Origin of the sequence: Pseudomonas sp. WS 5412 (assembly GCF_012985615.1) — a bacterium.
GTDB classification, from domain to species: Bacteria; Pseudomonadota; Gammaproteobacteria; order Pseudomonadales; family Pseudomonadaceae; genus Aquipseudomonas; species Aquipseudomonas shahriarae.
On the sequence record NZ_JAARMB010000023.1, the window covers coordinates 58,750 to 83,513 of the forward strand.

A 24,764-nucleotide genomic window follows, 5' to 3' on the forward strand; every position below is an offset into this window, starting at 1 on the left:
CATGATTGAAAACGATGATGGCAAGATAAGATCATATTAGGGTCATTCGTCCCGATTTCAAGAGAGATCTGAGGGTGACGAATGCTGAGTCGCCTTTTAGCAGGATGCTTTTTTGGCTCATCGAAAGGCGGTGGTGGCGGCGTTCGTTTTCTGGCAAGTGCTGGTGGGTAATGGCACTGACCACAGCGTATGTAGGACTGATGAAAACGAGCTGCGCAGCTCAAACGAGGCTGCAAGCGCAGCCCCTTTCGTATGCGTTTTTACGCGTCAGTGCTTGCCAGGCTCAACGGACAAGTGTCGACGACGCATGAGGTGATAGGCCGCCGGGATCACAAACAGCGATAGCAAGGGTGCCGTAACCATACCGCCAATCATCGGGGCGGCAATGCGGCTCATAACCTCGCTACCGGAACCGCCTCCCAAAAGTATAGGTAACAAACCAGCGATAACCACTGCCACGGTCATAGCCTTAGGTCGAACGCGCTGGACAGCGCCTTCACAAATCGCGGCCATCAACCCGCGTTCTGTGTTGTCACCGAGGTCTTGACGCTCGGTCCATGCATTTTTCAGGTAGAGCAGCATGATCACGCCAAATTCGGCAGAAACACCGGCCAAGGCGATAAAGCCGACCCCGGTGGCAACCGACAGGTTGAATCCCAACAGATAGAGAAACCATGCCCCGCCCGTGAGAGCGAATGGCAGCGTGGCCATAATCAGCAAAGCCTCATCAAGGCGTGCAAATGTCAGGTAGAGCAACACGAAGATGATCAACAGCGTGGCAGGCACCACCAGTTTGAGTCGTGCGTTGGCCCTTTCGAGAAACTCGAACTGACCTGAGTAGCTCAGGCTCATGCCGGGCTGCAACTTGACCTGCTCACTGACGACCCGGCGTAGATCGGCGACTACGGAGGCAATGTCCCGGCCACGCACATCGATGTACACCCAGCCTGAAGGCCGTGCGTTCTCACTCTTGAGCATTGGCGGCCCGTCGTTGACCTTGATCTTCGCCACGGTGCCAAGGGTGATCTGGCTGCCTAGCGGGGTGTAGATCGGCAACTGCTCCAAAGCGCCGAGCGAATCCCGCCACTCACGAGGGTAACGTACGTTAATTGGGAAACGAGCCAACCCTTCAATCGTCTCCCCGACGTTTTCACCGCCGATTGCGCCGGCCACGATTGATTGCACATCGGCAATATTTAACCCATAGCGTGCCGCAGCTTTGCGATCGATATCCACATCAATATAGCGGCCACCGGTCAGTCGTTCGGCTAACGCTGAACTGACACCTGAGACGTCCTTGGCAACACGCTCGATGGCTTGGGTGACGGCATCGATCTCCGTCAGGTTGGTACCGGCAACCTTCACGCCAATCGGGCTTTTTATGCCGGTGGCCAGCATGTCGATACGGTTACGAATAGGCGGTATCCAGATGTTGGTTAATCCTGGGACACGCACCACTTGTTCTAGCTCCTCAACGAGCTTTTCCTGGGTCATGCCTGGGCGCCACTGTTCGCGTGGTTTGAATTGAATGGTGGTCTCGAACATTTCCAACGGTGCCGGGTCAGTCGCGGTTTCAGCGCGGCCGGCTTTTCCGAAAACATGTTCGACCTCTGGAACTGTCTTTATCAGACGGTCAGTCTGCTGAAGCAGTTGCGCGGCCTTCTGCGCCGATAATCCAGGCAGAGCTGACGGCATATAGAGCAGGTCCCCTTCGTCCAACGGGGGAAGAAACTCACCACCCAGACGAGAGATCGGCCACAACGCGCTGACAAAGACTAGCAATGCAACCAGCAGCGTTACTTTAGGTCGACGTAATACGGCGTCCAGAGCGGGCTCGTAGATCCGGATCAACCAGCGATTTAGCGGATTCTGTTGCTCATTAGGAATTCGTCCGCGAATCCAATACCCCATCAACACCGGAACTAGAGTTACCGACAGTCCAGCCGCTGCGGCCATAGCGTAGGTTTTGGTGAACGCCAATGGACCGAATAGACGTCCTTCCTGAGCCTCCAGCGTGAACACCGGAATGAACGACAGGGTGATGATCAGCAGACAGAAGAACAATGCGGGTCCTACCTCGGCAGCCGCTTCAGTCATCACGTGCCAATGACGTTCACCTTTCAGTTCCTCCCCAGGATTAGCCACGTGCCAAGCCTCGACCTTCTTGTGGGCGTTTTCAATCATCACCACGGCAGCGTCGACCATGGCGCCGATGGCGATGGCAATCCCGCCAAGGGACATGATGTTGGCGTTGATACCCTGATAGCGCATTACGATGAAGGCGATCAGCACCCCAACCGGCAGGGAGATGATTGCCACCAGAGATGAACGCAGGTGCCAGAGAAAGATTCCGCAGACCAACGCGACGACGATGAACTCTTCGATCAGCTTGTGGCTGAGGTTTTCCACGGCACGATCAATCAACTTGCTGCGGTCGTAGGTGGTGACGATTTCTACCCCCGCCGGCAGACTGCTTTTCAGCTCGTCGAGTTTGGTCTTGACCGCCGCAATGGTTTCTCGAGCATTCTTACCGCTGCGCAGAATTACAACGCCGCCGACGGTCTCACCTTCGCCATCGAGTTCGGTGATGCCTCGACGCATCTCAGGCCCCATCTGAATCGTGGCAACATCGCCCAGAGTGACCGGCACACCACCCGTGCCCAGTTTGAGTGGGATAGCACGAAAGTCATTGAGGGTCTTCAAGTACCCGGAAGCCCGCACAATAAACTCGGTCTCCGCCATCTCCAGCACCGCCCCACCAGTTTCCTGATTGGCCTTGCCGATCGCCTCGGTCACTTCAGACTGCGTGATACCCAAGCTGGCCAGCTTCACCGGATCAAGCTGCACCTGGTACTGCTTTACCATGCCACCCACCGTGGCCACTTCCGCAACGTTCGGTAGGGTCTTAAGCTCGAATTTAAGGAACCAGTCCTGCAAGGCACGTAACTGCGCCAAGTCATGCCCGCCGCTTCGGTCTACCAGGGCGTACTGGAAAATCCAGCCAACCCCAGTGGCATCAGGTCCTAAAGCGGGCTTGGCACTGGCCGGAAGCCGGCTTTGTATCTGGCTCAGATATTCCAATACGCGCGAGCGAGCCCAGTACAAGTCAGTTCCGTCTTCGAATAGTACGTAAACGAAACTGTCGCCAAAGAAGGAATAACCGCGCACAGTCTTGGCACCAGGCACAGAGAGCATGGTGGTTGCCAATGGATAGGTGACCTGGTTCTCTACGATCTGTGGGGCTTGGCCTGGATATGGTGTACGGATAATTACCTGAACATCCGACAGGTCTGGCAGTGCGTCAATGGGCGTACTTTGAACCGCCCAGATCCCCCATGCCGTGACAAACAGCGTCGCCAGCAACACAAGAAAGCGGTTAGCCACCGACCAGCGAATAAGGGCCGCGATCATGGCTGGGTCCCAGAGCGTTCCAGACGCTCAACGCGCAGACCATCTTCCGTCTGGCTGACAGCGATCCGAACCTTGTCGCCCGTTTTAAGATCCTTCATCAGAGCTGGAGCGGCGAGAGGGAAAGTCATCGTCATGCCTGACATACCCAATGTTCTGAAGGGACCGTGGGCGAGCGTGACTTCTTTGTCGTTGATCTCAACGATCTGACCATCGGCCTCATGCAAAGCGCCTGCGGTTACAGTAGATGGCGAAACGTCCAGTGAGCTTGCGACAACGCCCTTGAGACTGGCCTCCGAGTCGAGAAGGAACTGGCCAGAAGTCACCACTTTTTGCCCCTCTTCCAAGCCTTTCAATATCAGCGTTTTGCCATCGTTATCTTGGCCTAACTGCACCTCCACCGGGCGATATCGACCAGCGTCTTCAGAGAGCATGACCAACGTACGTCGACCGGTACGAATGACGGCCTCGCTCGGCACCCACAAAACACTTTGCTCCGTCGAACGATTGAGACTTACCTGCGCGGTCAAACCTGGCCTGAGTCGGCCATCCGGATTGGGTAACTCAACTCGAACGCGAAGTGTGCGACTGTCCGAACTGGTTTCCGGAAGAATCGCACTGACGACGCCCTTGAGCACAACTCCAGGGAGCGCGGACAAACGCGCTTCGGCTGCTTGCCCTACAACGATTGACCCAGCCTCCGACTCTGGTACCGCCACGGCCAGCCAGACACTGCTCAAACCATTAACACGCGCGAGCGTCTCGCCTGCGGCCACCGTCATACCTTCACGCACACTCAGCTCTTGAAGCACACCACCAATAGGGCTGGTCAGAGTCAGGTTCGGTTGAACTTTGCCACTGCGCTCAACTTGAGCAATTAACTTAGTTGGCATTCCGGTGAGCCTCAATCGCTGGCGGGCCGCTGTCAGCAAGTCAGCATCGCCACTACGCTTGAGGGCGAGAAATTCCTCTTGAGCAGCTGCCCAATCCGGCACCAAGATATCTGCCAAGGCGGCATTCACTTTCAGCACATCACCAGGTGCATGGGCGTACACGCGCTCGACAAAACCCGCCGTACGGGCCTGAATGACTGCAACGTCCCGTTCGTTGAAGGCCAGAACACCTACCACGTTCAGTGTCGAGGCAAATACCCCTCGACTGACACTAGCCAGTCGCACACCAAGGTTCTGAGTCAGGCTTGGATCAATTCGAATGCCGCCGCTGTCCCCCTTGGTATCTGCGTATTGGGGGATCATCTGCATGTCCATGAAGGGTGACTTACCCGGTTTATCGAATTTCTGTTGTGGGTACATGGGGTCATACCAATACAGAACCTTTCGATCAGGAGAGGCTTTGGCTTCCTGATCCGGCTCGACACCAGCTACTTCGCTCATTCGCGGTTGGGCTAACCAGTAACCTCCGGCAACACCCAAGGCAATCGAGATGCCGACAACTAAAGTCCCTTTCCATACTTTGAAATTCATTGAGCGGGCTCCCCGTAAGAGAAATACAGGCGAGCGCTGGTGAGAGCACGTTGCTCTTCAACGTCAATCTGCTTGAGACGGGCTTCGATGAGTTCGCGTCGGGCGGCCACAACCGAGTTCAAATCACCTTTGCCGGAACGGTAGCTAGCCATGGTGAGTTCAACCTTTTCTTTAGCCAGCGGCAACAAGCTTTCCTGATTACGGTTGACTGCACGATTGAGTCGCTCGTAGTCGGCCAACTCATCCTCCAGTTGCTGGGTATGCTCGCGCGACAGAGCTTCCCGCTCAGCCTCAAGCTGGTTGAGTTCGGCGTGCTTTGCCGCAATTTTGGGGTTTTGCCGAGAGTCAGGAAACAGCGGGAGATCCCATGAAAACTGGACGCTAACCATGTCACCGAATTGTTTGCCTCGATGCTGATAGTCGAATTCCCAGCTCCAGTCAGATTGCTTTTCCGCCTCAGCTTCACGGATCTTGGCTTGTGCTTCACGGGTCATCGGCACATACGCCGCCAATTCAGGGTGATGTTGCAGCTTATGGGAGTATCCAGAGGTTTCAATGGGCCAATCAGGCAAGCTGCCCGCCGGTTTGTCATTGGCAGCTGGGCCAATCCAGCGCTTGAGGGCCGCCCGGGCCTGTGCACGTTGGCGAACTAAATCATCCTGCTGCTCCGCCAGTTGGGCAGCTTCCTGTTTAGGTGTCACCGCATCGGCGGGTTGGGCGCGGCCACCCGCAATCTGAGATCTGACGGTATCGGTCAGAAGACGGTTTTCTTTGTAGAAGTCCTGGAACATCGCATCTTTACGCTCAACCGAGTAGCTACTGATCCAGGCCAATGCCGTGGACTGTCGGACGTTCAGACGCGCCACTCGACGCTCAGCGGACGCTCGATCAACAGCCGCATCCGCGACCTCGATACGTGCTTTGCGCTTATCGCTGTTGGGCATCTCCTGTCTGACCCCGACCATTTGCATGGTCATGAAGTCCTGGTCGATGCTCCATCTGTCGGCACCACCAATGGGGTAGTTCTGCACGCCCAGCAGTAGCTTGGGATCGGGTAGTTCGCCAGCGGGAATGGCCGCACTGGTGGCTGCTTGAATTTTGGCGTCTTGTGCGGTCAACGACGGTGCATTGTTTTCGGCCAGCCGCAGCGCTTCATCGAGTGTCAATGCACCAGCAAGGCTCGGCAATGCCAGTACGCTTGCCGCCAGGCCGGCCACGAGGGACCAACCTGTGCAAAAGCAGTTGGAGTTCATGTTCACGATTCCTGTGATGATCCACCGCGCGCTTCATAAGACATGCGCGCAGATATGCCATCCCGCTAACGCGGAATGAGGCTCAGTGTGGTACAGGAATCAAGTACGGGGCGGTCGCCATAACCCAGAAGGGGTTTGTACGAGTGGGAAATGGCTGGAGAAGGGCGGAACGATTGGACTGGACAAGGTAATAGGAGGCTTGATGATCGAGACTTGCAGCATGCCGCCCGTTTTGCATTCCTGGCCCGACTTACAAGGTTTGCCATGCTCAGCGGTACTTTTCATGTCGTGGCAGCAGTCTTGACCCATACCATCCATCATCGCTATACCCATGGTTTTCATCGGGCATGGTTCAGTCGATGCTTGAACACCCGCCATCCCGCTAAGGGGAAGCGCCAAGCTAATTAGGAAAATCAGGCAAAACCGCACATAGCGTTTCATGGGCTAAAGTGTAGACGGTGCAAATGGCCCTTACAATTCACCCTTAAGACTCCTGTATTGGCTGTTACCAACGTCTATGCTGCGCTCATTTCCATGACAGGGCTTAAAGTACCTAACCATGCGACAAGACAGATAATGATGACCGCCATTGAAAACTCAAGTTTCATGCTACGGCGCAAGGCATTCACCGCGACAGCGTATTCGCCATTGCGAACTGATCGCTCCAATAAGGGGCTTAGATGAAAACGGTTAAGCGTGGCTAATACGATCATCCCTGCAAACAGCAGGATTTTCAAAAATAGTAACTGGCCATAAGTGCTGAGCATCACCTCATCGAGGCTCGGTCCTACGATAAATAGGTAATTCACCACGCCCGTTATACTGATGATTACTACAATCACCGCGCCGGCCGATTCAAACCCTGTCAGTACCCGAGCAAGAACTCGTACTTCCTGATCACCTTTCAGCGATTTTAAACGCAGCAGCAGTGCAAATGCTGCCAACGCACCCAACCAACCGCCTGCGGCCAAGAGATGGAAGATGTCGCTAGTAAAATGCCAGTAACGACGGCTCCCTTCGTCCATCGCACCATGCCCTGTCCATGCCAGCGTCGCAAGCGCAATGGCGCCACATACAGTGACAATCCAAAGACTGAGTGTCGGAAAGCGCTTACTCAGAGCAACGCCGAGAACAGCCGTCAGCAACGCCACTATCCGGACCATCCAGGTCAAACCGACGTCAGTCCCCATGAGAACCATTTGAAAAATATGGTGATGTAGCTCCATGAAGCCCGACACACCACTCATAGCTTTTGCAAGCAACAACATGGCTGCTAGAGACAGAGCTACACCTAAAACAGATGTACTGTAAAGAAGCGACTCAAAATTTAAAACCGCTCCCGATACTCTCTCTTTTCCCCTCAGGCTATAAAGACCAAATATTGCCAGTCCAAATAACAGCATCAGATCAAAATATAGAGCAAAGCGAACAGCTATATTTATTGAGTCGCTCATGAATCATTTCACTTTGAAAGAAAAATTGCCGGTGATTGGATGAGTGTCAGACGAGACGGCACGCCACTCAACTTTATAAGTACCTGTGGTCAATGGCGATGCAGGCGTAATAACCATTGTCTTAGGATCTCCACCGCCTGCAACGGCTGCTTTAACGCCCATTGGGGAGTTAGGCATGCCAGGCATATCGGTCATGATCAGCTTAGCACCGGAAAACTGAGTCGTTAGATTCTCAGAAAATTGCAGTTCAATTTTCGCAGGAGCAGCAACATCCGACCCTTCTGCTGGAGTAGAAGAAAGCAGCTTTGGATGTGCCTGAGCAACTGCACTCAAAAGCAAACCCGCTGTCAGTGCTACAGCTACGGTGGTGGTTTTAAGGAATGACATGCAAGACTCCTCACAGCAAAAGCTGTTGATTCTAGGTTTTTGATGAGTATCTAGTTATTACTTTTACGCTTATTAAAAACACTGGCGAGCTACCTAGCAAATTCCGTGTTCTACGGCGGCCTGGACAGGAATAATCACAAGAATTCCAACGTCACAGCGCAAGTACACGATGCCACACGAACGCAAACTATTCGATTACATTTCAGTCAGCTTGGACCTGCTTTGGGACGCTGAATTTCTTGAAAAAATGGTTAAAACTGGCTTCCGTTTTGCGACGTTCACACTGTGATAACCGTTCGCAAGACCACATAGCTGCTCGGGTGTATATGGTGTCGTTGATTAGGCATTTTCTGCACTCGCACATGGGAGCTGTATATGAAAGGCTGTTTTTCCATCTGACGACGTGCACCATATCTTGCCGCCATGCGACTCGATAATGGATCGAGTGATTGATAAGCCTAGCCCCGCATTACTTGGGTTTCCTTCTCTACGAGCGGGGTCCACTCGATAAAATCGATCAAACAGTTTTTCAAGGTGCTCAGGAGCGATAGGTTCTCCAGGGTTTTCCACGGAGACAGAGATTGACGTCCCTTCCTGCCTTATATTGACGCTGATACATTTCCCTGCGGAGGTGTACCGGAGGGCATTCGAGAGCAGATTAGAGATAGCCCTGTCGAGCATAAGAACGTCACCTCGGACGCTGCCCCTCCCTGTCACCTTAAGGTCGATGCCTTGCTCATCAGCCAACAAGCGGTAGTACTCGAGTAATTTTTCTACTAGCGCTACCAAGTCTATCGGTTTGTTTTCATGAGAAATCAGACCATTGTCAGATTTCGCTAGAAAAAGCATGTCATCGATCATCCGGCCCATACGCTTCAGGTCATCAAGATTCGAGTACAAGTTGTCTTCGTAGTCCTCAATATTCCTTTTTCTAGATAAAACCACTTCGGTGTGAGTCATCAAATTGCTGACAGGTGTTCGTAGTTCGTGAGCAATGTCCGCAGAGAAGTTTGATAAGCGAACAAATGCATCGTCAAGTCTAGATAACATTGCATTGAAAGAAAGCACCATCTGCTGAAGCTCTTTAGGAACGGCCGCTAAAGGAATCCGTTCTTTGAGCGATTTAGCAGACATTGACGCAGCGACTTGAGTAACCTGGCGAATAGGCCTTAGTCCACTGCTCGCGACCATCCAGCCCAGCGCCGCACTGACCAGCGCGCTTATAAACAACCCTATCAAAAACCAGCGTTCAAGCGTCTCAAAGAACGCCATATGTTGCGTAACGTCAAAGATCAACAGTACGGTCAGCGGTTTTTCTTGTCCCGTCACAATCGCTTGCGCCGTTATTCCCCGGAACGTTTGCTCATCATCCCGCCACTCCCAAACATTGTTGTTTGAAGTCGTACGAAAGCCTTCCGGAATATCGATTGGACCTGGATCAGCAAAAAGGGTCTTGCCCTGACCATCGAAGATCAGGGCTGTCAAATCTCGGTGAGCACCCAGCAGCGCCTCCAACTCAGGCTTAACATCACTGAACTGGTCAATGCTACTCAATCCCGTCAAAATTCTTTGGGTCGAGTGTAGCTTCTCGTTCAGCGCCTGCTGATCTAGCATTTTGAAATGATGCCGGCTAAGGCTGTTAAAACTGAGTCCAGCGACGGTGAGCACCGCCGTTACAGCTAGCATGAACATCAGGCTCATGCGGGTAGTCAGAGACATTCGATTCATTCCAGCCCCGTCCCAGAATCCGGCGCATCTAGCATGTAGCCCATGCCTCGGGAGGTGTGGATAAGCTTGACCTCAAAATCATCATCAATCTTTGCTCTGAGCCGCCTTACGGCGACCTCGATGACGTTAGTATCGCTGTCGAAGTTCATGTCCCACACCTGGGAAGCGATAAGCGACTTAGGCAGCACCTCACCTCGACGACGGAGCAGCAATTCGAGTAACGCAAACTCTTTGGCCGTGAGATCTATACGTTTGCCTCCACGGACAACCCTGCGCTTGAGCAGGTCAACCTCAAGATCAGCCAATTTCATATGAGTTTGGGAGGGGGCTGTACTCCCTCTTCGCAGCAGCGTTCTGACGCGGGCCAGCAATTCAGAAAAAGCGAAGGGTTTTATGAGGTAATCGTCTGCCCCCAGCTCAAGTCCTTTGACGCGATCCTCGACGCGGTCTCGCGCCGTGAGAAAAAGCACGGGGACATTTTTTCCGGATGCCCGCACCTTCTGAAGTACTTCCCATCCGTCCAGCCCAGGCATCATCACATCGAGAATCAGCAGGTCATAAGCCTCGCTCAACGCGTGTTGAAGCGCCTCCTTACCATTGGTAAAGCGATCAACATTGAACCCTGCCTCAGCAAGACCTTGCTGCAAATAAATGCCTATTTTGGGTTCGTCTTCCGCAACCAGAAGTCTCATGGGGGTGGCTCTCGAATGATTGTGATGATGAGTCTGCAAGGAAATGCTTCTGCCAACCAGCAACTGACAGAAAAGTAATATTGGCTTCAGGTAGATGTCAGCGAGTGCTGTCTAGGGTTCGAGCATGAGTACTCCCTAGTACTCGACCGACGCCTCCGCATGAAACCTTGGGGGAGCCGGAAAACAGATTAAAAAGGAGCTTCCTCATGAATCATCTAAAAATCCTTTTCTTTGTGGGTTCGATACTCATCTCAGCGTCTGCTTTGGCTGAAGGTGGCGCAGATCGGATTGCGGAGCGTATGGAAAGCCTACGCGACAAAGCAGAAGCGACCTTGGTGCAAGCTGAAAAAGCCCCAGAGGGAGAGCGCCATGTACACATGGCCGAGCATATGAAACTGCTGGGCGAGATCATGAACCAACTCCATCAGGATCACCCAAAAGCATCAATGTCGCCTCAGGAACATCTTTCCTGGATGGAAAAGCACGACGCTATGGTTGATGACGTTTTGAACCAAATGCAGCGCGAACACAAACTGATGCTTTCTGAGAACCATCAGTAACCGGGTACCTCCGATGGGCTGTTTGATCCGCTCGGTTGGTACGGCGTCATATGCGCGCCGCACTACTCTTGGAAACTGACAGAAATGTAGTGTTCACGTCAGTTAGCTGGCAGCTCTATCCTTTTAGCATAGCTAGTGTTTTCAATTTGCTCTTGAGGTCATCATGAAAGCTAAGCTCGTTACCCCAGTTATTGCGGCGATCACCCTATTCTTCGGTGCGACGGCCATGGCAGACGTAGGTCATGGCAAAGAGGACATCGGCCAGCCTGGCGTCGCCTCTGCGGTGACCCGTACGGTAGATGTGGAGATGGGTGATATTTTCTTCATGCCTAAAAACATCGATGTGAAGCCTGGTGAGACTATTCGTTTTGTCCTTCGTAATAAGGGCGCACTGCTGCACGAATTCAATATCGGCCAAGCCGCCGCTCATGCGGCGCACCAAAAAGAAATGGCGAGCATGTTCCAGAACGGAACGCTTACACCCACCGGGTCAGGGAAAATGACGGGCAGCATGGGTCACAGCATGGGAGGGATGAAGATGGTTGGAATGGAACACAACGACCCGAACAGCATGCTGATCGAGCCAGGAGCAACAAAGGAATTGATCTGGACCTTCAACAATACAACTGGACTTCAATTTGCCTGCAACGTGCCAGGTCATTACCAATCTGGGATGGTCGGTCAATTTGACCTGAAGTGAGCCTGAACTGACCACTAAACCCGCATCTCCTCAAGAGTTGGCTACGCTCTGAGGCAGACATCAGAGCAACTCGCTCACACACTGGGGTCTAGATCATGAATAACCATCAGCATCCGGCTGGAAGCATCACCACCCCATTTTGGACGCGCAAAACAGGCGTTGTGCTGATTATGTTCATTGTGATCGGCGCCTTCTACGTGGTGCGGGAGCATTTCAGCCACGTCTATCCATACTTGCCCTATCTCATTCTGTTGATCTGTCCATTGATGCATTTTTTGGGGCATGGACATGGCGCACATGACCATGGCAATCAGGCGCAAGCCAACAAGGAAGAGAAATAGCTATGCCCAATAAACCGAGCCACCACGATCACGGTCCTACCCACGCTGCCTCGCCCCCTGACGCTGATCTACGTGACCCGGTGTGCGGCATGACGATTACGCCTCCAAGTAAATTTGGCGAGTCTTATCAGGGACAGATTTATCAGTTTTGCAGCCAGAAATGCCAAGAAAAATTTCGGGCAGCTCCAGAGCACTACAGTGGTATTCATCCCAGCACTGAACCCAGCATCGCGGCTACAGAACCCGCGCGCCAAGTAGCCACTGAATTTACCTGTCCGATGCACCCGGAAATAAAACAGCCAGGGCCCGGCAATTGCCCAAAATGTGGCATGACATTAGAACCTGTCATTCCGGCGCTAGATGACGATGACAAAACCGAGCTCCGTGATTTCGCGCGCCGCTTTTGGTGGTCTCTGCCTTTAACCGTGATAGTGACCGTTCTAGCCATGGCGGGCCATTCATTACAACTCTTCCATGGTTCGGTTCAAAACTGGATCGAGTTTGCTCTTGCGACACCGGTTACCTTATGGGCAGGGTGGCCCTTTTTTGTAAGGGGCATAGCATCTGTTAGAAATCGCAGTCCAAATATGTGGACTCTGATAGGTTTGGGTACTTCCGCAGCTTATCTTTACAGCGTCGCAGCAACCCTCTTTCCCCAAAGTTTTCCCACCACCTTCATGCAAGATGGACGCATCGGCGTTTACTTCGAAGCCGCTGCGGTCATCATCTCGCTCACCTTGCTTGGGCAGATTCTTGAGCTAAAAGCACGGTCACAAACCTCCGCAGCAATTAAGTCCCTTCTAGGCCTATCTCCCAAAACTGCACGCAAGATCAACGCCGATGGTCAGGAGGAAGACATTCCTCTTACCCATGTTCACTTGGGCGACCATTTGCGGGTCAGACCTGGTGAAAAGGTGCCAGTTGATGGCTCTGTGCTCGAGGGAGAAAGTGCGGTGGATGAGTCCATGCTCACTGGTGAGCCTGTGCCGGTAATGAAAAGACCAGGGGATAGTTTGATCGGCGCCACGCTTAATACTCACGGGAGCTTGGTGATGGAGGCGCAAAAGGTCGGCGCCGACACCATGCTGTCGCAGATAGTGCAAATGGTCGCTCTAGCCCAACGCTCCAAAGCGTCAATGCAAAGAATGGCCGACTCGATCGCCGGCTACTTTGTGATGGGGGTTATCGCGATTGCGTTGCTGACATTCTTAGGCTGGGGACTATTCGGCCCGGAACCCAGCTGGGTCTTCGGCCTGATCAACGCTGTCGCCGTACTTATCATCGCTTGCCCCTGTGCACTTGGTCTCGCAACGCCCATGTCGATCATGGTTTCGACGGGTAAAGCCGCCAGTATGGGTGTGCTATTCAGGGACGCCAGTGCTATTGAAAACCTTTGCAAGATCGACACGCTGATTGTCGATAAAACGGGGACCCTGACAGAGGGACGGCCGGTATTTCACAGTGTGGAGGCCACACCAGATTTCAACCCACACGATGTTCTTCAACTGGCCGCTAGCCTTGATCAAGGCAGCGAACATCCTTTGGCGCGCGCCATCGTCGACCATGCCCGAACTGAAAATATCGTGCTCACCAAGCCTGAATCGTTTGAGTCCGGGTCTGGGATTGGAGTCAGTGGCCTCGTTGATGGCAAGAAGGTACAGCTGGGCAACACAGCACTGATGGACGCTGCCGGTGTAAGCACTAAGGTCTTACAGTACCGTGCAGAGTTGTTGCGCCTTGAAGGCATCAGCATCATCTATCTAGCAGTTGACGGGGTTCTGGCAGGATTACTGGCGGTCTCAGATCCGATAAAACCGACCTCCAAAGAAGCAGTCACCAAGCTTAAAGCTGATAACGTAAAAATCATCATGGCCACCGGAGACGGGCTCACCACCGCACGTGCTGTCGCCAAGGAGATGGGTATTGAAGAGGTTCATGGAGAAGTTAAACCTCAGGACAAAGAGCGCCTGGTGGCGGACCTCCAGCGATACGGTCGAAAGGTTGCCATGGCCGGCGACGGTATCAACGACGCACCGGCCTTGGCGCGTGCAGATGTGGGCATTGCCATGGGTACAGGGACTGATGTCGCGATGAATAGCGCGCAGCTCACGCTGGTAAAAGGCGACCTGATGGGGATTCTACGGGCACGGGCACTTTCGGTTGCGACAGTAAAAAACATGCGGCAAAACTTGGGTTTCGCCTTCCTTTACAACTCAATGGGTATTCCCTTGGCCGCAGGCCTACTCTATCCGCTGACGGGGCACCTTCTGTCGCCAATGATCGCTGCGTTAGCCATGAGCGTCAGTTCTGCGTCTGTAGTTTTCAATGCTTTGAGACTGAGGAATACCCATATAGCTTGAGCGAAACCGTTGCTCGCACCCCACAAAACATAACTCTTGACCTTACCGCGGTGTCAACGTTGATGCTGTCATCGCGGTGAAAAGAGACCGCTCAGCACAAGAGGAATAACCATGTTCGTCTTAAACGTATCAGGCATTGGTTGCGGTAGCTGCGTCAGCAAAATCACTAAAGCGATTCAATCGTTGGACAGCGAGGCTAAAGTTTCCGTGGATCGCGCGGCAGGTAAGGTAAGCGTTGAAAGTAGCGAAAACCCAGAGCAAGTTCGTAAAGCTGTCGAATCACTCGGTTTCCCATCGCAAATCAGCGCTTAAGGCGCTGATTTCATTGTTGGGTAAATCTTACTAATCACCTCGCAGAGCTTTAAGCAACCCCTTAAATGCTCCGTTCAATCTATTAAAAGCGCTTTCAAAATGAATTTCGTTATCAGTAAACTTTGCAACTTCAAGCTGTGCATCCACAGTATTTTGATCAAGTGAAGGTTGGTAAGGCGTGCTGTAAAACAAACCATCACCTTGACCATCACTTGCTAATTCGTTTGCGGCAATATGTTTTAGGTTTGTTGTTTTCAAAGAGAACGGAGAATCCAAGCCTCGTTTTGTCTGGCTGGCGAGCACAGCAGAAAACTCCAAATCTCTAGCCTTAAAGTTACGAGTATCAGCGTTAGCGATATTATTGCTAAGTACCTCAGCTCTTTGGCCGCGATAAACTAACGCTCTTTCTGCGGAGCCAAGCGCTTTTTCAAAATTAATGCTCACAAGCGGCCACCTTACGTCACGCTACTATTTCCCATTTTCACCTATATCAAATACTTATGTGTTGAATGTGGTGCGTCTGAGTCGGCTTATAACTCCGGTGCAAATTCAAAAAACGTCAAGCCCTGTGAAAGTGACCGAAAGCACAGAACACCGAACGGCTAAATTTTAGGAGCTTGATTTCAGCGAATTCCGACAATGGATAGACCATACGGATTAAGTACATCGCAGCTCAAGAGAAATATCGGAACCTGACACAACTGTAATATTGGCCTAAGCTGCCTGACAGGGAATCAGTCTTATAGTCCTATTGAGCCTTAAGCTCTTCCCTGAGCATCAACAACTTTGTTGTGGATTCAGGGGCTACCATCTATCAGAGGAAACCCAAATGAACCCTATCAGGGGATGTAAGCCGGAACCCCAGAAATTTCCGTCACCCTAGTTGGGTGGGCTCAACACTCGTGTCACCAGCTACCTTCTGGAGAATCGAGCTCGGCCATCCCTCCCTGGACGGGCATCGCTCGACGATGTTCAACGGCTCCCTCACGGGGCCGTCGTTTTGTGGGGGCTATTCCATCCACAAGTCGTCGAGGTTCTTGAAGTTCCAGAGCGTCGGGTCTTCGGGGCCAGTGATACTGTCCTTGCAACTCGTGGCCGCCAGGTCGATGGTCTGCATCGGGATCGGCTCTCTCGAGCGTAGCGAGAAGAACACGCGAACCTTGGGAGTCAGCAGTGATTCCATTCCCGGCTCAACGACAACGGCCAGACGCTGAGAGGACAGGCGAACCAAGGAGCCGACGGGGTAGATGCCCACGGCCTTGACGAAGGCGTGGAAGATGCGTTTGTCGAAATGGCCCTCCCACTTGGCCATCTGCCGCATCGCCGCGGACGGGTCCCACGGCTTTTTGTAGGCTCGCTCCGACGTCACGGCATCATAGACGTCGCAGATTGCGCCCATGCGGGCCAGGAGTGAAATGGCGTCACCGGCCAAGCGATCCGGGTAGCCGGTTCCGTCGATCTTCTCGTGATGGTGCAGGGCAATGTCCACCACCCCGGGCTCGGCCCCGCCTGCGCGCAGCATCTTTGCGCCCTCCACAGGGTGGCGCTTCATGATGGCGAACTCGGCATCGGTGAGCTTGCCTGGTTTGTTAAGCACTTCCAGCGGCATCGCGGCCTTGCCTAGGTCGTGCATCAGTCCGCCGATGCCAGCCAGGCGCGTTTGCTCCTCGTCTAGATCGAGATGCCGGGCCAGCGATAGCATCAGGGCGCAGACGGCAACCGAGTGCAGGTAGGTGTAATCGTCGTGCGTTTTGATGCGTGCGACGCTGATGAGGGCATGAGGTTGGCGCAGCACCGAGGCAGCGATTTCTCCGACCAGCGGCAACGTCGTGCTTGGGTCGACGGCCTTGCCAAGCCGGGCTTCCTGGAACATGTCCATGACTTGGGACTTGGCCGCAAGACAGAGTTTCCGTGCATAACACATTTCGCTCTCCATTGAGGTTGCGCCGTCACTTTTCTTGCTTAGTGGACTAGACGGCAGAGATTGCTCCTCCGACAATTCTCTGGGCTCTGGGCTCTGGGCTCTGGGCTCTGGGCTCTGGGCTCTCTGGGCTCTCTGGGCTCTCTGGGTCGACTTGGCTTTTGGCCAAGTCGACCCAGACCTCCCCGACGCCACATTCTCGAATGGCAGAGAGATCCTGAGGCTCGGTCAGCAGGAAGCTGCCGCGCCAGAATGGGTGTCGAACCCAAGAGCCGGCGAGCTTGTGGATGTACATGCCGAGACGAAGCTCGGATACGGGAATGCGTTTTACCAACTTATTTTCCTTTCTGAGTTGGGTGGTTAGGCGTGCGCCGAGGCTGGCACCCAGCGGTAGAGCGGAGGTAAGGTCACGCCAAGATTCTTGGATCAGCCGGAACCGCCGAAATTTCCGTCAGCCGATCAACATGGCTTTGTCTCGCGCTCGGTCGATGCGTTCCTGCATCGCCTGCATGACTTCTTCGTGGGTGTACGACTTGGCGTTGGGGTCGTCGGCCTCTCGGAGAGCTTCCTCGACCTCGCGGGTCATCCGCGCATATTCTTCCGGCCACAGCGCTTGCTCCATGCGCAGCGACGCCTGCCCAAGCAGGTGCAGCAGGCCGAACAGCCGCATGTCATTGGTGGCGACGACGTGCTCTCGAATCCGCTCCTGGATCACCTCGCAGGCCCGATGCGCCTCTGGCGTCGCCGTGCCCTCGTAGCCGGCTGGGAGTTCTGCTTCTTCAGCGATTCGCGCCCAAGCGATAGCCAGCGCCTCGATGGTGGACAGGTTCATTTGCTCATCCACTTGCGCAGCAGACGCTTTTTCAGGGAGGCGCGCTCTTGCGGATTGCGTCCCTTGTGGTTGGCAATGCGATCCGCCGTGGCGGCCTGGCGCTTGATGGGCCAGTAGGAGCGGCCATCCTTACCCATCGACCAGACGTTGCTGACCTGGTTTTCCAGTAGAGGCAGATGGGCGCATAGAGCTTCCGGCGACGCGCTGGCCAGCGCGGTGCGCTCGTGGGTTCGCCAGCGCTGATGCCAGAGTTTCTTGTCCTCGCGCTCGCTACGGCAGGTCGTGTGCCCAACGATGGGCGTTTTGCGGCGGCTGCGGCTCATGATGTGGTTGTCTCCAAGAACATTCAGGACAGGCTTTCTGGGTAGAGCGCCGTCAACCGGGACAGGGTTTCTTGCACTTGTTCCAGCGAGGTCATCAGATGATCAACCTGATCCTGAAGATCCACGGCGAGATCAAATAGCTAAGCCACTCGGCTGCGTGATCCCTCGTTGAACGCGGCCATTGCCAGTTGATGCAGCTTCAACAGGTCGGTGCGCAGTTGCGGAGGTGCGCCGTCTGCGCTGTCATTCAAATCGCCGCGCAGCACGTCCACGGCATCGACTGCACGCAGCAGTGCCGTGGTATCGAAATTCTCGGGAGTCAGTTCGTCCCATTCGTCGTCGGTGATGCGGGCTGCCATCAGGAGAGCTCCGATTAAGCGGTTGCGAGCGTTAGATGCCCGATCGGCTCGGCTGCTGGCCGTACCTTGATTTCGATGTCGTAGCCGAGGCGATTCAGACAATCCATCAGCTTGCGTTCGGATAGATTGGTGAAGTCGCCGCGCATCATGCCCGACACCTTCGGTTGCGGGATGCCCATGCGTTTGGCCGCCGCTTGTTGAGTCAGCCCAAGGGCGCGCATGGCCCTCCTGATCTCGACCACCAGGCCGGTCTTGATCTTGAGCTTTTCAGCGTCAGGCAGTCCAAGGTCGGCAAAGACGTTGCCCGAGCTGCGCTGAACCTCGACGCCTTCAATGATTCGTTTTTGCATTTCGTAGCTCCTGTGCCAATACCTCGGCCACCTTCAGCCGAGCGCGGATGATGTCCATGTCGGCCTTTGGCGTGGCGATTCCGCTCTTGCTCTTCTTCTGGAAGCAGTGCAGGACGAACACCGCTTCCGCAAACTTGACCGTGTATACCGCTCGATAGGTGCCGCCGGCATCGTCTTCGACGACCTCCAGCACGCCGGTACCACCGAACCCCTTGAGCACCTTTGCTGCGTCATCCTGATCGCCTATCTGCGCCAACGAGAGCGCGTAACCGAAACGGCGACGCACGTCGGACGGCAACGCCATCAAATCCTTGTGGCTGCTCGCGATCCATTCGAGCGGTTTTTCTTTGTTTGTCATGACGGAATTTTATACCTGTTCAGGTAATGATGTAAACGCGGCAACCTCAAGGAGGTGTCGTAAAACATTTGTTTTGCGACAGGCTGTCAGCCGCCGCTGTGCTACCTGTGCAACACCCCCTCAAAAATGTACGGAAAACTCTATCGCTATTCACTATTATGCGGAAACCTGTTTTTGATGGTTATCCGCCTATGTTGGTTGGCTACATGCGCGTGTCGTCGGACTCCGACCGCCAGAGCACGGACTTGCAGCGCGACGCGCTGCTCGCCGCCGGCGTCGATCCGCGTCACCTGTTTGAGGATCGTGCCTCTGGCGCGAAGGATGACCGTGCCGGCTTGGCGCGGGCGCTTGAGTTCGTTCGAGCCGGCGATGTGCTGGTGGTGTGGAAACTCGACCGGCTCGGTCGCTCGCTGTCGCACCTGCTCGCCATTGTGACTTCGCTCAAGGACAAGCGGGTGGCGTTCCGCTCGCTGACAGAGAACCTGGACACTACGACGCCCTCGGGCGAATTCCTGTTCCAGGTGTTCGGTGCGCTCGCGCAGTACGAGCGCGCCTTGATTCAGGAGCGCGTCGTCGCGGGCTTGGCCGCCGCACGCAAACGCGGCCGGATCGGCGGCCGGCCGCAGGCGATCACTGGTGAGAAGCTGGACGCCATCGTCGCCGCGCTCGATGGCGGCATGTCTAAGGCGGCGGTGTGCCGCAACTTCAATGTCAAGCGCACTACGTTGATCGAAACATTGACGCGAGCAGGTTGGCGTGGTGCGGGAAGGACGGTCGATGAGCAACAAGAATAAGCTACTCACCGTCTTTTCTGACGCAGAGCAGGAAGCCTTGTACGGCCTACCGGACTTCGACGATGCTCAGCGGCTGGAATACCTGGCGTTGGCCGAATCTGAACTGGCGTTCGCCAGCAGCCGGCCTAGCCTGCAGGCCCAAGTCTATTGCGTCTTGCAGATCGGCTACTTCAAGGCCAAGCATGCTTTCTTCCGCTTCGATTGGCATGAGGTCGAGGACGATTGCGCCTTCGTGCTGAGTCGCTATTTCCACGGCGAAGCGTTCGAACGCAAGGCGATCACCAAGCATGAGCACTACAGCCAGAGGGGTCAGATCGCCGAACTGTTCGGCTACCGGTCGTGGGCGGCTAGCTTCCTGCCGCAACTGGCACAGCAGGCTGAACAGATCGTGCGGCGCGACGTAATGCCAGGATTCGTGGCCGCCGAACTGATCGTTTGGCTCAGCGAGCACAAAATCATCCGGCCCGGCCACACCACCTTACAAGAGCTGGTCAGTGAAGCCCTGTCCACCGAACGCAGGCGCTTGGGCGGCTTGCTGGCAGAAGTGTTGGACGAATCGGCCAAAGCTGCGCTGGGCCAGCTCCTGGTGCGTGACGACACCCTGTCTCAACTGGCAGCGCTCAAGCAGGACGCTAAAGATTTCGGCTGGCGTCAGATGGCAGGGGAGCGCGAGAAGCGCGCCACGCTGAAGTCCTTGCACGGGATCGCCAAGGCGCTGCTGCCCAAGCTCGGCATCTCGCAGCAGAACCTGCTGTACTACGCGAGCCTGGCGAACTTCTATACCGTCCATGACCTGCGCCACCTGAAGGCGGAGCAGACCCGGCTCTACCTGCTGTGCTATGCCTGGGTACGTTACCGGCAGCTCACCGACAACCTGGTCGACGCGATGGCCTTCCACATGAAAAAACTTGAGGACGAGAGCCGCACGGGTGCGAAACAGTCCTTTGTCGCCGAACAGCTGCGACGCCATCAGGAAACGCCGCAGGTTGGCCGCCTGCTGTCGCTGTACGTGGACGACAGCGTGGCCGATCCGACGCCGTTCGGCGAGGTGCGCCAACGCGCCTACAAAATCATGTCCAGGGAATTGCTGCAAAACACGGCGCAGCGCATGAGCGTCAAGCCACTGAACAAACTGGCGCTGCACTGGCAGGCGGTGGACGGCCTGGCCGAACGCATTCGACGCCATCTACGGCCGCTGTACGTCGCGCTCGACTTCGCCGGCACGGCCCCCGATAACCCATGGCTCGCGGCGCTGACTTGGGCCAAGAGCGTGTTCGCCAAGCAGCAGCGCCTATCACAACGGCCACTCGACGAATGTCCGGCGGCAACGCTGCCGAAACGCTTGCGTCCGTACCTGCTGATGTTCGATGCCGAAGGCACGCCGACAGGCCTGCATGCCGATCGTTACGAATTCTGGCTTTACCGTCAGGTCAGGAAACGCTTCCAGGCGGGCGAGCTCTACATTGACGATAGCTTGCAGCACCGGCATTTGTCCGACGAGTTGGTTTCGATGGACGAGAAAGCCGCCGTGCTCGCGCAGATGGACATCCCCTTCCTGCGGCAGCCGGTCAGTGCCCAGCTCGATGCACTGGCGACCGAGTTGCGTGCGCAATGGGTGGCGTTCAATCGCGAGCTGAAACAGGGCAAGCTGACGCACCTGGAATACGACAAGGACACGCAGAGACTGACCTGGCGCAAGCCCAAGGGGGAGAACCAGAAGGCGCGCGAGCAAGCTCTCTACGAGCAACTGCCATACTGCGATGTCGCCGACGTGTTTCGCTTCGTCAACGGCCAGTGCCAGTTCCTGTCGGCGCTGACACCATTGCAGCCACGCTATGCGAAGAAGGTAGCCGACGCCGACAGTCTGATGGCGGTGATCATTGCCCAAGCCATGAACCACGGCAACCAGGTTATGGCACGTACCAGCGACATCCCGTACCACGTCCTGGAGAGTACCTACCAGCAGTACCTGCGCCAGGCGACGCTACATGTGGCCAACGATTGCATCAGCAACGCCATCGCCGCACTGCCGATCTTCCCGCATTACTCGTTCGACCTCGATTCGTTGTACGGTGCCGTTGATGGGCAGAAATTCGGCGTCGAGCGACCAACTGTGAAGGCGCGCTACTCGCGCAAATATTTCGGCCGCGGCAAGGGCGTCGTCGCCTACACGCTGCTGTGCAATCACGTGCCGTTGAACGGCTACCTGATAGGCGCACACGAGTACGAGGCTCACCACGTGTTCGACATCTGGTACCGCAACACGTCGGACATCGTGCCGAGCGCGATCACCGGCGACATGCACAGCATCAACAAGGCCAACTTCGCCATCCTGCACTGGTTCGGACTTCGTTTCGAGCCGCGCTTCACCGACCTCGACGACCAGTTGCAGGAGCTGTATTGCGCCGATGATCTGGCATTGTACGAGAAATGCCTGATCCGGCCGGCTGGCCAGATCGACCGGCAACTCATCGTCGGTGAGAAGGCGAACATCGACCGAATCGTCGCCACACTGGGCCTGAAGGAAATGACGCAGGGCACGCTGATCCGCAAGCTGTGCACCTATACGGCGCCGAACCCGACGCGGCGCGCAATCTTCGAGTTCGACAAGCTCATCCGCAGTATCTACACACTGCGCTACCTGCGCGACCCGCAACTGGAGCGTAATGTTCACCGCTCGCAGAACCGCATTGAGTCCTATCACCAGCTACGCTCGACCATCGCCCAAGTCGGTGGGAAGAAGGAATTGACCGGCCGCACCGACATCGAAATCGAGATCAGCAACCAGTGCGCCAGGCTGATCGGCAACGCGATCATCTTCTACAACTCGGCGATCCTGTCCCTGCTGCTGACGAAGTACGAGGCAGCTGGCAATGCCAAGGCGCTGGCGTTGATCACGCAGATGTCGCCAGCGGCCTGGCGGCACATCCTGCTGAACGGGCATTACACCTTCCAGACTGACGGCAAGTTCATCGACCTGGATGCGCTCGTGGCGGGACTGGAGCTGGGCTGACGGAAATTTCTGGGATTCCGGCGTACAACCCCGTAAAATAGAAGAGTGAGCACTTGATTTGCTGGTGCTTTCAAACAACGGTGTTGTTTTTTTAACAGCCGAACTGGAAAGGGAGGCTGAGCTGCTCAGTGATCACTTTATCCGTTGGCTGATTTACGCCGGCATGTTCGCTACAGGCACTGAACGACAACGCAGATGGTATGGTCTGTGCGTTCTGACTCGTCAAGGATCGGCCAATGGATCGTTTGTCTAATTTGCTCTCGCGGTTCGGCGTGCGGGCCAATCTGTTCTATGACGGCGACCTATGCGGCTCTGCATCTTACGATGGCGCCGAGCGGCGAGGTTATATCCATCTGCTTCAGGCCGGCAGCGTGACGTTGCTTGGTCCCGATCGCAAGGATTTGCAGCTCACTCGCCCTAGCTTGATTTTTATGCCACGCCCCGCCAAGCATCAATTGTTTGCGGGTGAGTCCGATGGCGCAAAGTTGTTGTGTGCTTCCATGGAGTTTGAGGGCGGAATTGATAATCCTTTGTCGGCTTCATTACCGGACTGTTTGGTGCTCGCACTCGATGATCTGCCCATGCTGGCAGACACGTTGGAGTGGATGTTTGCCGAGGCGGCAAATGTGCATTGTGGAAGGGAAGCCGCGCTTGAGCGCTTATTTGAGCTCCTAATCATTCTGTTGCTCCGTTACCTGCTCGATCATCACCAGTTGCGCACCGGAATGATGGCTGGACTGGCCGACATGCGGCTTGCCCGATCGCTTTTACAGATGCACAACTCCCCGGAACATGCCTGGTCAATAGCAGAGCTGGCCAGTGAGTCAAATATGTCACGCGCTGCGTATGCCGTGCATTTCAAGAGTGTCATCGGACAGACGCCTGCTGATTATTTGTTGAGTTGGCGAGTTAGCCTGGCTCAGAAGCTGATGCGAGAAGGGCGCTCGATTACGCTGATTGCAGCTCAAGTCGGCTACGAAAGTCCTTCGGCGCTGTCTCGCGCATTTAGACGCAAGACGGGGTTGAGCCCTCGTGACTGGTTGAAAGATCTGGCGGGGGAAAATGATGGCAAAAAGGCCTAAGGCATTACTGCCTTAAGCCATTGAAAAAATTATGCATTAATTTTACGTTTTTCCAGTTCAACCAGCGAATGGCCTGCCACAAATATCGAAACAGCAAGCAACCCTAAGTCTTTAAGCAGAAACTGACCTGGCGCAACGGAAATCGCCGGAAACCCTAAACTAGGCTCAATGACGCCCGGAGTGGAAAACATAAAGCTAAGGGTTGTGAAGAACAGGCCTGCAGACAGAGCGCCTCCTACCACGGATAGTTTGGGCGACAGCATGCGGCCTGCGATCAGAGTGCCGATCGAAATCTCTAGTATGCCGAGCAGGCTGGAGAACATGTCGACCGAAAAAATGCTATACACCCATCCCAAAAGCGGGCTGTTGCTCACCAGTGGAACCAGGCCCTCGGCCTCGTAGTGGGTAAATTTCATGCCGCCGAACCAGAAGTAAATAATAGCGAGAGCCAAGTACGCGCCATAGATACCTAGCCCCATAGTTTTGGTTCCAAGCGTTAAGTGGGCCTGTACGCTGGACTTCGAGTTTTCAATGCCTATGGTTTTCATGTCTGAGCTTCCAGTAGTGAGTGAGAGTGTGTTGGCTGCCGAACGCCGTATGCGTTGGCGATGAGATGATTATGGCTGGCATCTCTAATCAAGAGGCATCAGAAAGTATTGATTTCAGTGCAGATCGTCTTGGGCGGTGCAATTCGCGATGAAGGGATCGCCGTGGAGAGCGATGAGTGCACTATTTCGATAAAGGAGTCGTTTTACATAGGTCGATGAAGCGCGTTGCGGCATCGCCTACTGTCATTTCTCAAATCTGACTATGGGGCTTGGGGCGAAGGGCGGCACTGACTAGGCTTAGAACAGCTACCAACTAGCCGCGCGGCCGCGATGCACAAAGAATGGTAACTGAGCCGTGAGTGCGGTGGGCGCCCGCATTTATTTCCAAACCCTACAGATACATCGATCTTCGACTTCAACCGGGCAGATAGCTGTTGCAGCAAGCCTATCAATCGACTTTGACGTGTTAAAGAGGATAGGTTTTCCAGGGTTGGGGAACAGCATG

At 54.8% G+C, this 24,764-nt stretch carries 25 protein-coding genes; 8 read left to right on the top strand and 17 right to left on the bottom strand.

All coding sequences use genetic code 11. The features are described 5' to 3' along the window. Window positions 1-267 precede the first annotated feature (267 nt). The 8 genes from HBR94_RS24165 to HBR94_RS24195 form a co-directional block, all read right to left on the bottom strand. Window positions 268-3,411, bottom strand: coding sequence for an efflux RND transporter permease subunit (locus tag HBR94_RS24165; RefSeq protein ID WP_032856641.1), 3,144 nt, complete (start codon window positions 3,409-3,411; stop codon window positions 268-270). After that, on the bottom strand, window positions 3,408-4,892 hold the full coding sequence (locus HBR94_RS24170) for an efflux RND transporter periplasmic adaptor subunit (protein WP_019334917.1): 1,485 nt from the start codon (window positions 4,890-4,892) through the stop codon (window positions 3,408-3,410). Before HBR94_RS24170 ends, HBR94_RS24165 begins: the two co-directional genes overlap by 4 nt. Beyond that, the gene (locus HBR94_RS24175) at window positions 4,889-6,145 is read right to left on the bottom strand and encodes a TolC family protein (RefSeq protein WP_019334916.1); all 1,257 of its coding nucleotides are present in this window, start codon (window positions 6,143-6,145) and stop codon (window positions 4,889-4,891) included. Before HBR94_RS24175 ends, HBR94_RS24170 begins: the two co-directional genes overlap by 4 nt. A 99-nt stretch (window positions 6,146-6,244) precedes the next feature. After that, complete coding sequence (locus HBR94_RS28815) at window positions 6,245-6,586, bottom strand: hypothetical protein (protein WP_074321238.1); 342 nt, start codon at window positions 6,584-6,586, stop codon at window positions 6,245-6,247. Window positions 6,587-6,660: 74 nt separating this feature from the next. After that, window positions 6,661-7,599: a copper homeostasis membrane protein CopD gene (gene copD / locus HBR94_RS24180; RefSeq protein ID WP_019334915.1), complete on the bottom strand. Its 939-nt coding sequence runs from the start codon at window positions 7,597-7,599 to the stop codon at window positions 6,661-6,663. Between the two features lie 3 nt (window positions 7,600-7,602). Continuing rightward, on the bottom strand, window positions 7,603-7,986 hold the full coding sequence (gene copC / locus HBR94_RS24185; RefSeq protein WP_017341635.1) for a copper homeostasis periplasmic binding protein CopC: 384 nt from the start codon (window positions 7,984-7,986) through the stop codon (window positions 7,603-7,605). 339 nt (window positions 7,987-8,325) lie between these two features. Then, the gene (locus HBR94_RS24190; protein ID WP_032708745.1) at window positions 8,326-9,714 is read right to left on the bottom strand and encodes a heavy metal sensor histidine kinase; all 1,389 of its coding nucleotides are present in this window, start codon (window positions 9,712-9,714) and stop codon (window positions 8,326-8,328) included. Next, window positions 9,711-10,406, bottom strand: a complete 696-nt coding sequence (locus tag HBR94_RS24195; protein WP_017341638.1) for a heavy metal response regulator transcription factor — start codon at window positions 10,404-10,406, stop codon at window positions 9,711-9,713. The genes HBR94_RS24190 and HBR94_RS24195 overlap by 4 nt, the downstream gene beginning before the upstream one ends. 206 nt (window positions 10,407-10,612) lie before the next feature. Between HBR94_RS24195 and HBR94_RS24200 the strand changes: the two genes are divergently transcribed. The 5 genes from HBR94_RS24200 to HBR94_RS24220 all read left to right on the top strand — a co-directional run bounded on the left by HBR94_RS24200 (window position 10,613) and on the right by HBR94_RS24220 (window position 14,679). Beyond that, window positions 10,613-10,966, top strand: coding sequence for a co-regulatory protein PtrA N-terminal domain-containing protein (locus tag HBR94_RS24200; protein ID WP_019334912.1), 354 nt, complete (start codon window positions 10,613-10,615; stop codon window positions 10,964-10,966). A 163-nt stretch (window positions 10,967-11,129) separates the two neighbouring features. Further along, window positions 11,130-11,666, top strand: a complete 537-nt coding sequence (locus HBR94_RS24205) for a plastocyanin/azurin family copper-binding protein (RefSeq protein ID WP_019334911.1) — start codon at window positions 11,130-11,132, stop codon at window positions 11,664-11,666. 95 nt (window positions 11,667-11,761) lie between these two features. Next, window positions 11,762-12,007 (top strand): DUF2933 domain-containing protein, encoded by a 246-nt coding sequence (locus HBR94_RS24210; RefSeq protein ID WP_019334910.1) that lies wholly within the window; start codon window positions 11,762-11,764, stop codon window positions 12,005-12,007. A 2-nt stretch (window positions 12,008-12,009) separates the two neighbouring features. Further along, window positions 12,010-14,367, top strand: coding sequence for a heavy metal translocating P-type ATPase (locus HBR94_RS24215; protein WP_170045669.1), 2,358 nt, complete (start codon window positions 12,010-12,012; stop codon window positions 14,365-14,367). A gap of 111 nt (window positions 14,368-14,478) precedes the next feature. After that, window positions 14,479-14,679, top strand: coding sequence for a heavy metal-associated domain-containing protein (locus tag HBR94_RS24220; RefSeq protein ID WP_074321237.1), 201 nt, complete (start codon window positions 14,479-14,481; stop codon window positions 14,677-14,679). Window positions 14,680-14,709: 30 nt separating this feature from the next. On the opposite strand, the gene flgB is transcribed toward HBR94_RS24220, so the two are convergent. The 8 genes from flgB to HBR94_RS24260 all read right to left on the bottom strand — a co-directional run bounded on the left by flgB (window position 14,710) and on the right by HBR94_RS24260 (window position 18,822). Beyond that, the gene (flgB, locus tag HBR94_RS24225; protein WP_074321236.1) at window positions 14,710-15,123 is read right to left on the bottom strand and encodes a flagellar basal body rod protein FlgB; all 414 of its coding nucleotides are present in this window, start codon (window positions 15,121-15,123) and stop codon (window positions 14,710-14,712) included. Window positions 15,124-15,688: 565 nt separating this feature from the next. After that, a complete protein-coding gene (locus tag HBR94_RS24230) occupies window positions 15,689-16,558 on the bottom strand; it encodes an HD-GYP domain-containing protein (RefSeq protein WP_223198360.1) in 870 nt (289 codons plus the stop codon). Window positions 16,559-16,649: 91 nt separating this feature from the next. Continuing rightward, window positions 16,650-16,895, bottom strand: coding sequence for a DUF3391 domain-containing protein (locus HBR94_RS24235; protein WP_232859924.1), 246 nt, complete (start codon window positions 16,893-16,895; stop codon window positions 16,650-16,652). Window positions 16,896-17,051: 156 nt separating this feature from the next. Next, window positions 17,052-17,432, bottom strand: a complete 381-nt coding sequence (locus tag HBR94_RS24240) for a hypothetical protein (RefSeq protein ID WP_001054412.1) — start codon at window positions 17,430-17,432, stop codon at window positions 17,052-17,054. After that, window positions 17,429-17,755 (bottom strand): hypothetical protein, encoded by a 327-nt coding sequence (locus HBR94_RS24245; RefSeq protein ID WP_000091614.1) that lies wholly within the window; start codon window positions 17,753-17,755, stop codon window positions 17,429-17,431. Before HBR94_RS24245 ends, HBR94_RS24240 begins: the two co-directional genes overlap by 4 nt. Window positions 17,756-17,895: 140 nt before the next feature. Beyond that, window positions 17,896-18,114, bottom strand: a complete 219-nt coding sequence (locus tag HBR94_RS24250; RefSeq protein WP_232877936.1) for a hypothetical protein — start codon at window positions 18,112-18,114, stop codon at window positions 17,896-17,898. 14 nt (window positions 18,115-18,128) lie between these two features. Then, window positions 18,129-18,464: a helix-turn-helix transcriptional regulator gene (locus tag HBR94_RS24255; protein ID WP_001172026.1), complete on the bottom strand. Its 336-nt coding sequence runs from the start codon at window positions 18,462-18,464 to the stop codon at window positions 18,129-18,131. Next, the gene (locus HBR94_RS24260; protein WP_042933781.1) at window positions 18,445-18,822 is read right to left on the bottom strand and encodes a type II toxin-antitoxin system RelE/ParE family toxin; all 378 of its coding nucleotides are present in this window, start codon (window positions 18,820-18,822) and stop codon (window positions 18,445-18,447) included. The genes HBR94_RS24255 and HBR94_RS24260 overlap by 20 nt, the downstream gene beginning before the upstream one ends. Before the next feature lie 191 nt (window positions 18,823-19,013). On the opposite strand from HBR94_RS24260, the gene HBR94_RS24265 reads away from it, so the two are divergent. The 3 genes from HBR94_RS24265 (at window position 19,014) to HBR94_RS24275 (ending at window position 23,711) form a co-directional block, all read left to right on the top strand. Then, window positions 19,014-19,616, top strand: coding sequence for a recombinase family protein (locus tag HBR94_RS24265; protein ID WP_010465829.1), 603 nt, complete (start codon window positions 19,014-19,016; stop codon window positions 19,614-19,616). Beyond that, complete coding sequence (locus HBR94_RS24270) at window positions 19,600-22,629, top strand: Tn3 family transposase (protein ID WP_024015041.1); 3,030 nt, start codon at window positions 19,600-19,602, stop codon at window positions 22,627-22,629. The genes HBR94_RS24265 and HBR94_RS24270 overlap by 17 nt, the downstream gene beginning before the upstream one ends. Before the next feature lie 236 nt (window positions 22,630-22,865). Continuing rightward, entirely contained in the window at window positions 22,866-23,711 is an 846-nt protein-coding gene (locus HBR94_RS24275; protein WP_003464995.1) for an AraC family transcriptional regulator, read from the top strand. A 29-nt stretch (window positions 23,712-23,740) separates the two neighbouring features. Here HBR94_RS24275 and HBR94_RS24280 read toward each other — a convergent pair whose 3' ends face one another. Next, window positions 23,741-24,259 carry a DUF417 family protein gene (locus HBR94_RS24280; protein ID WP_003464991.1) on the bottom strand — a complete coding sequence of 173 codons (519 nt, stop codon included), beginning with the start codon at window positions 24,257-24,259 and terminating at the stop codon, window positions 23,741-23,743. Window positions 24,260-24,764: the final 505 nt, after the last annotated feature.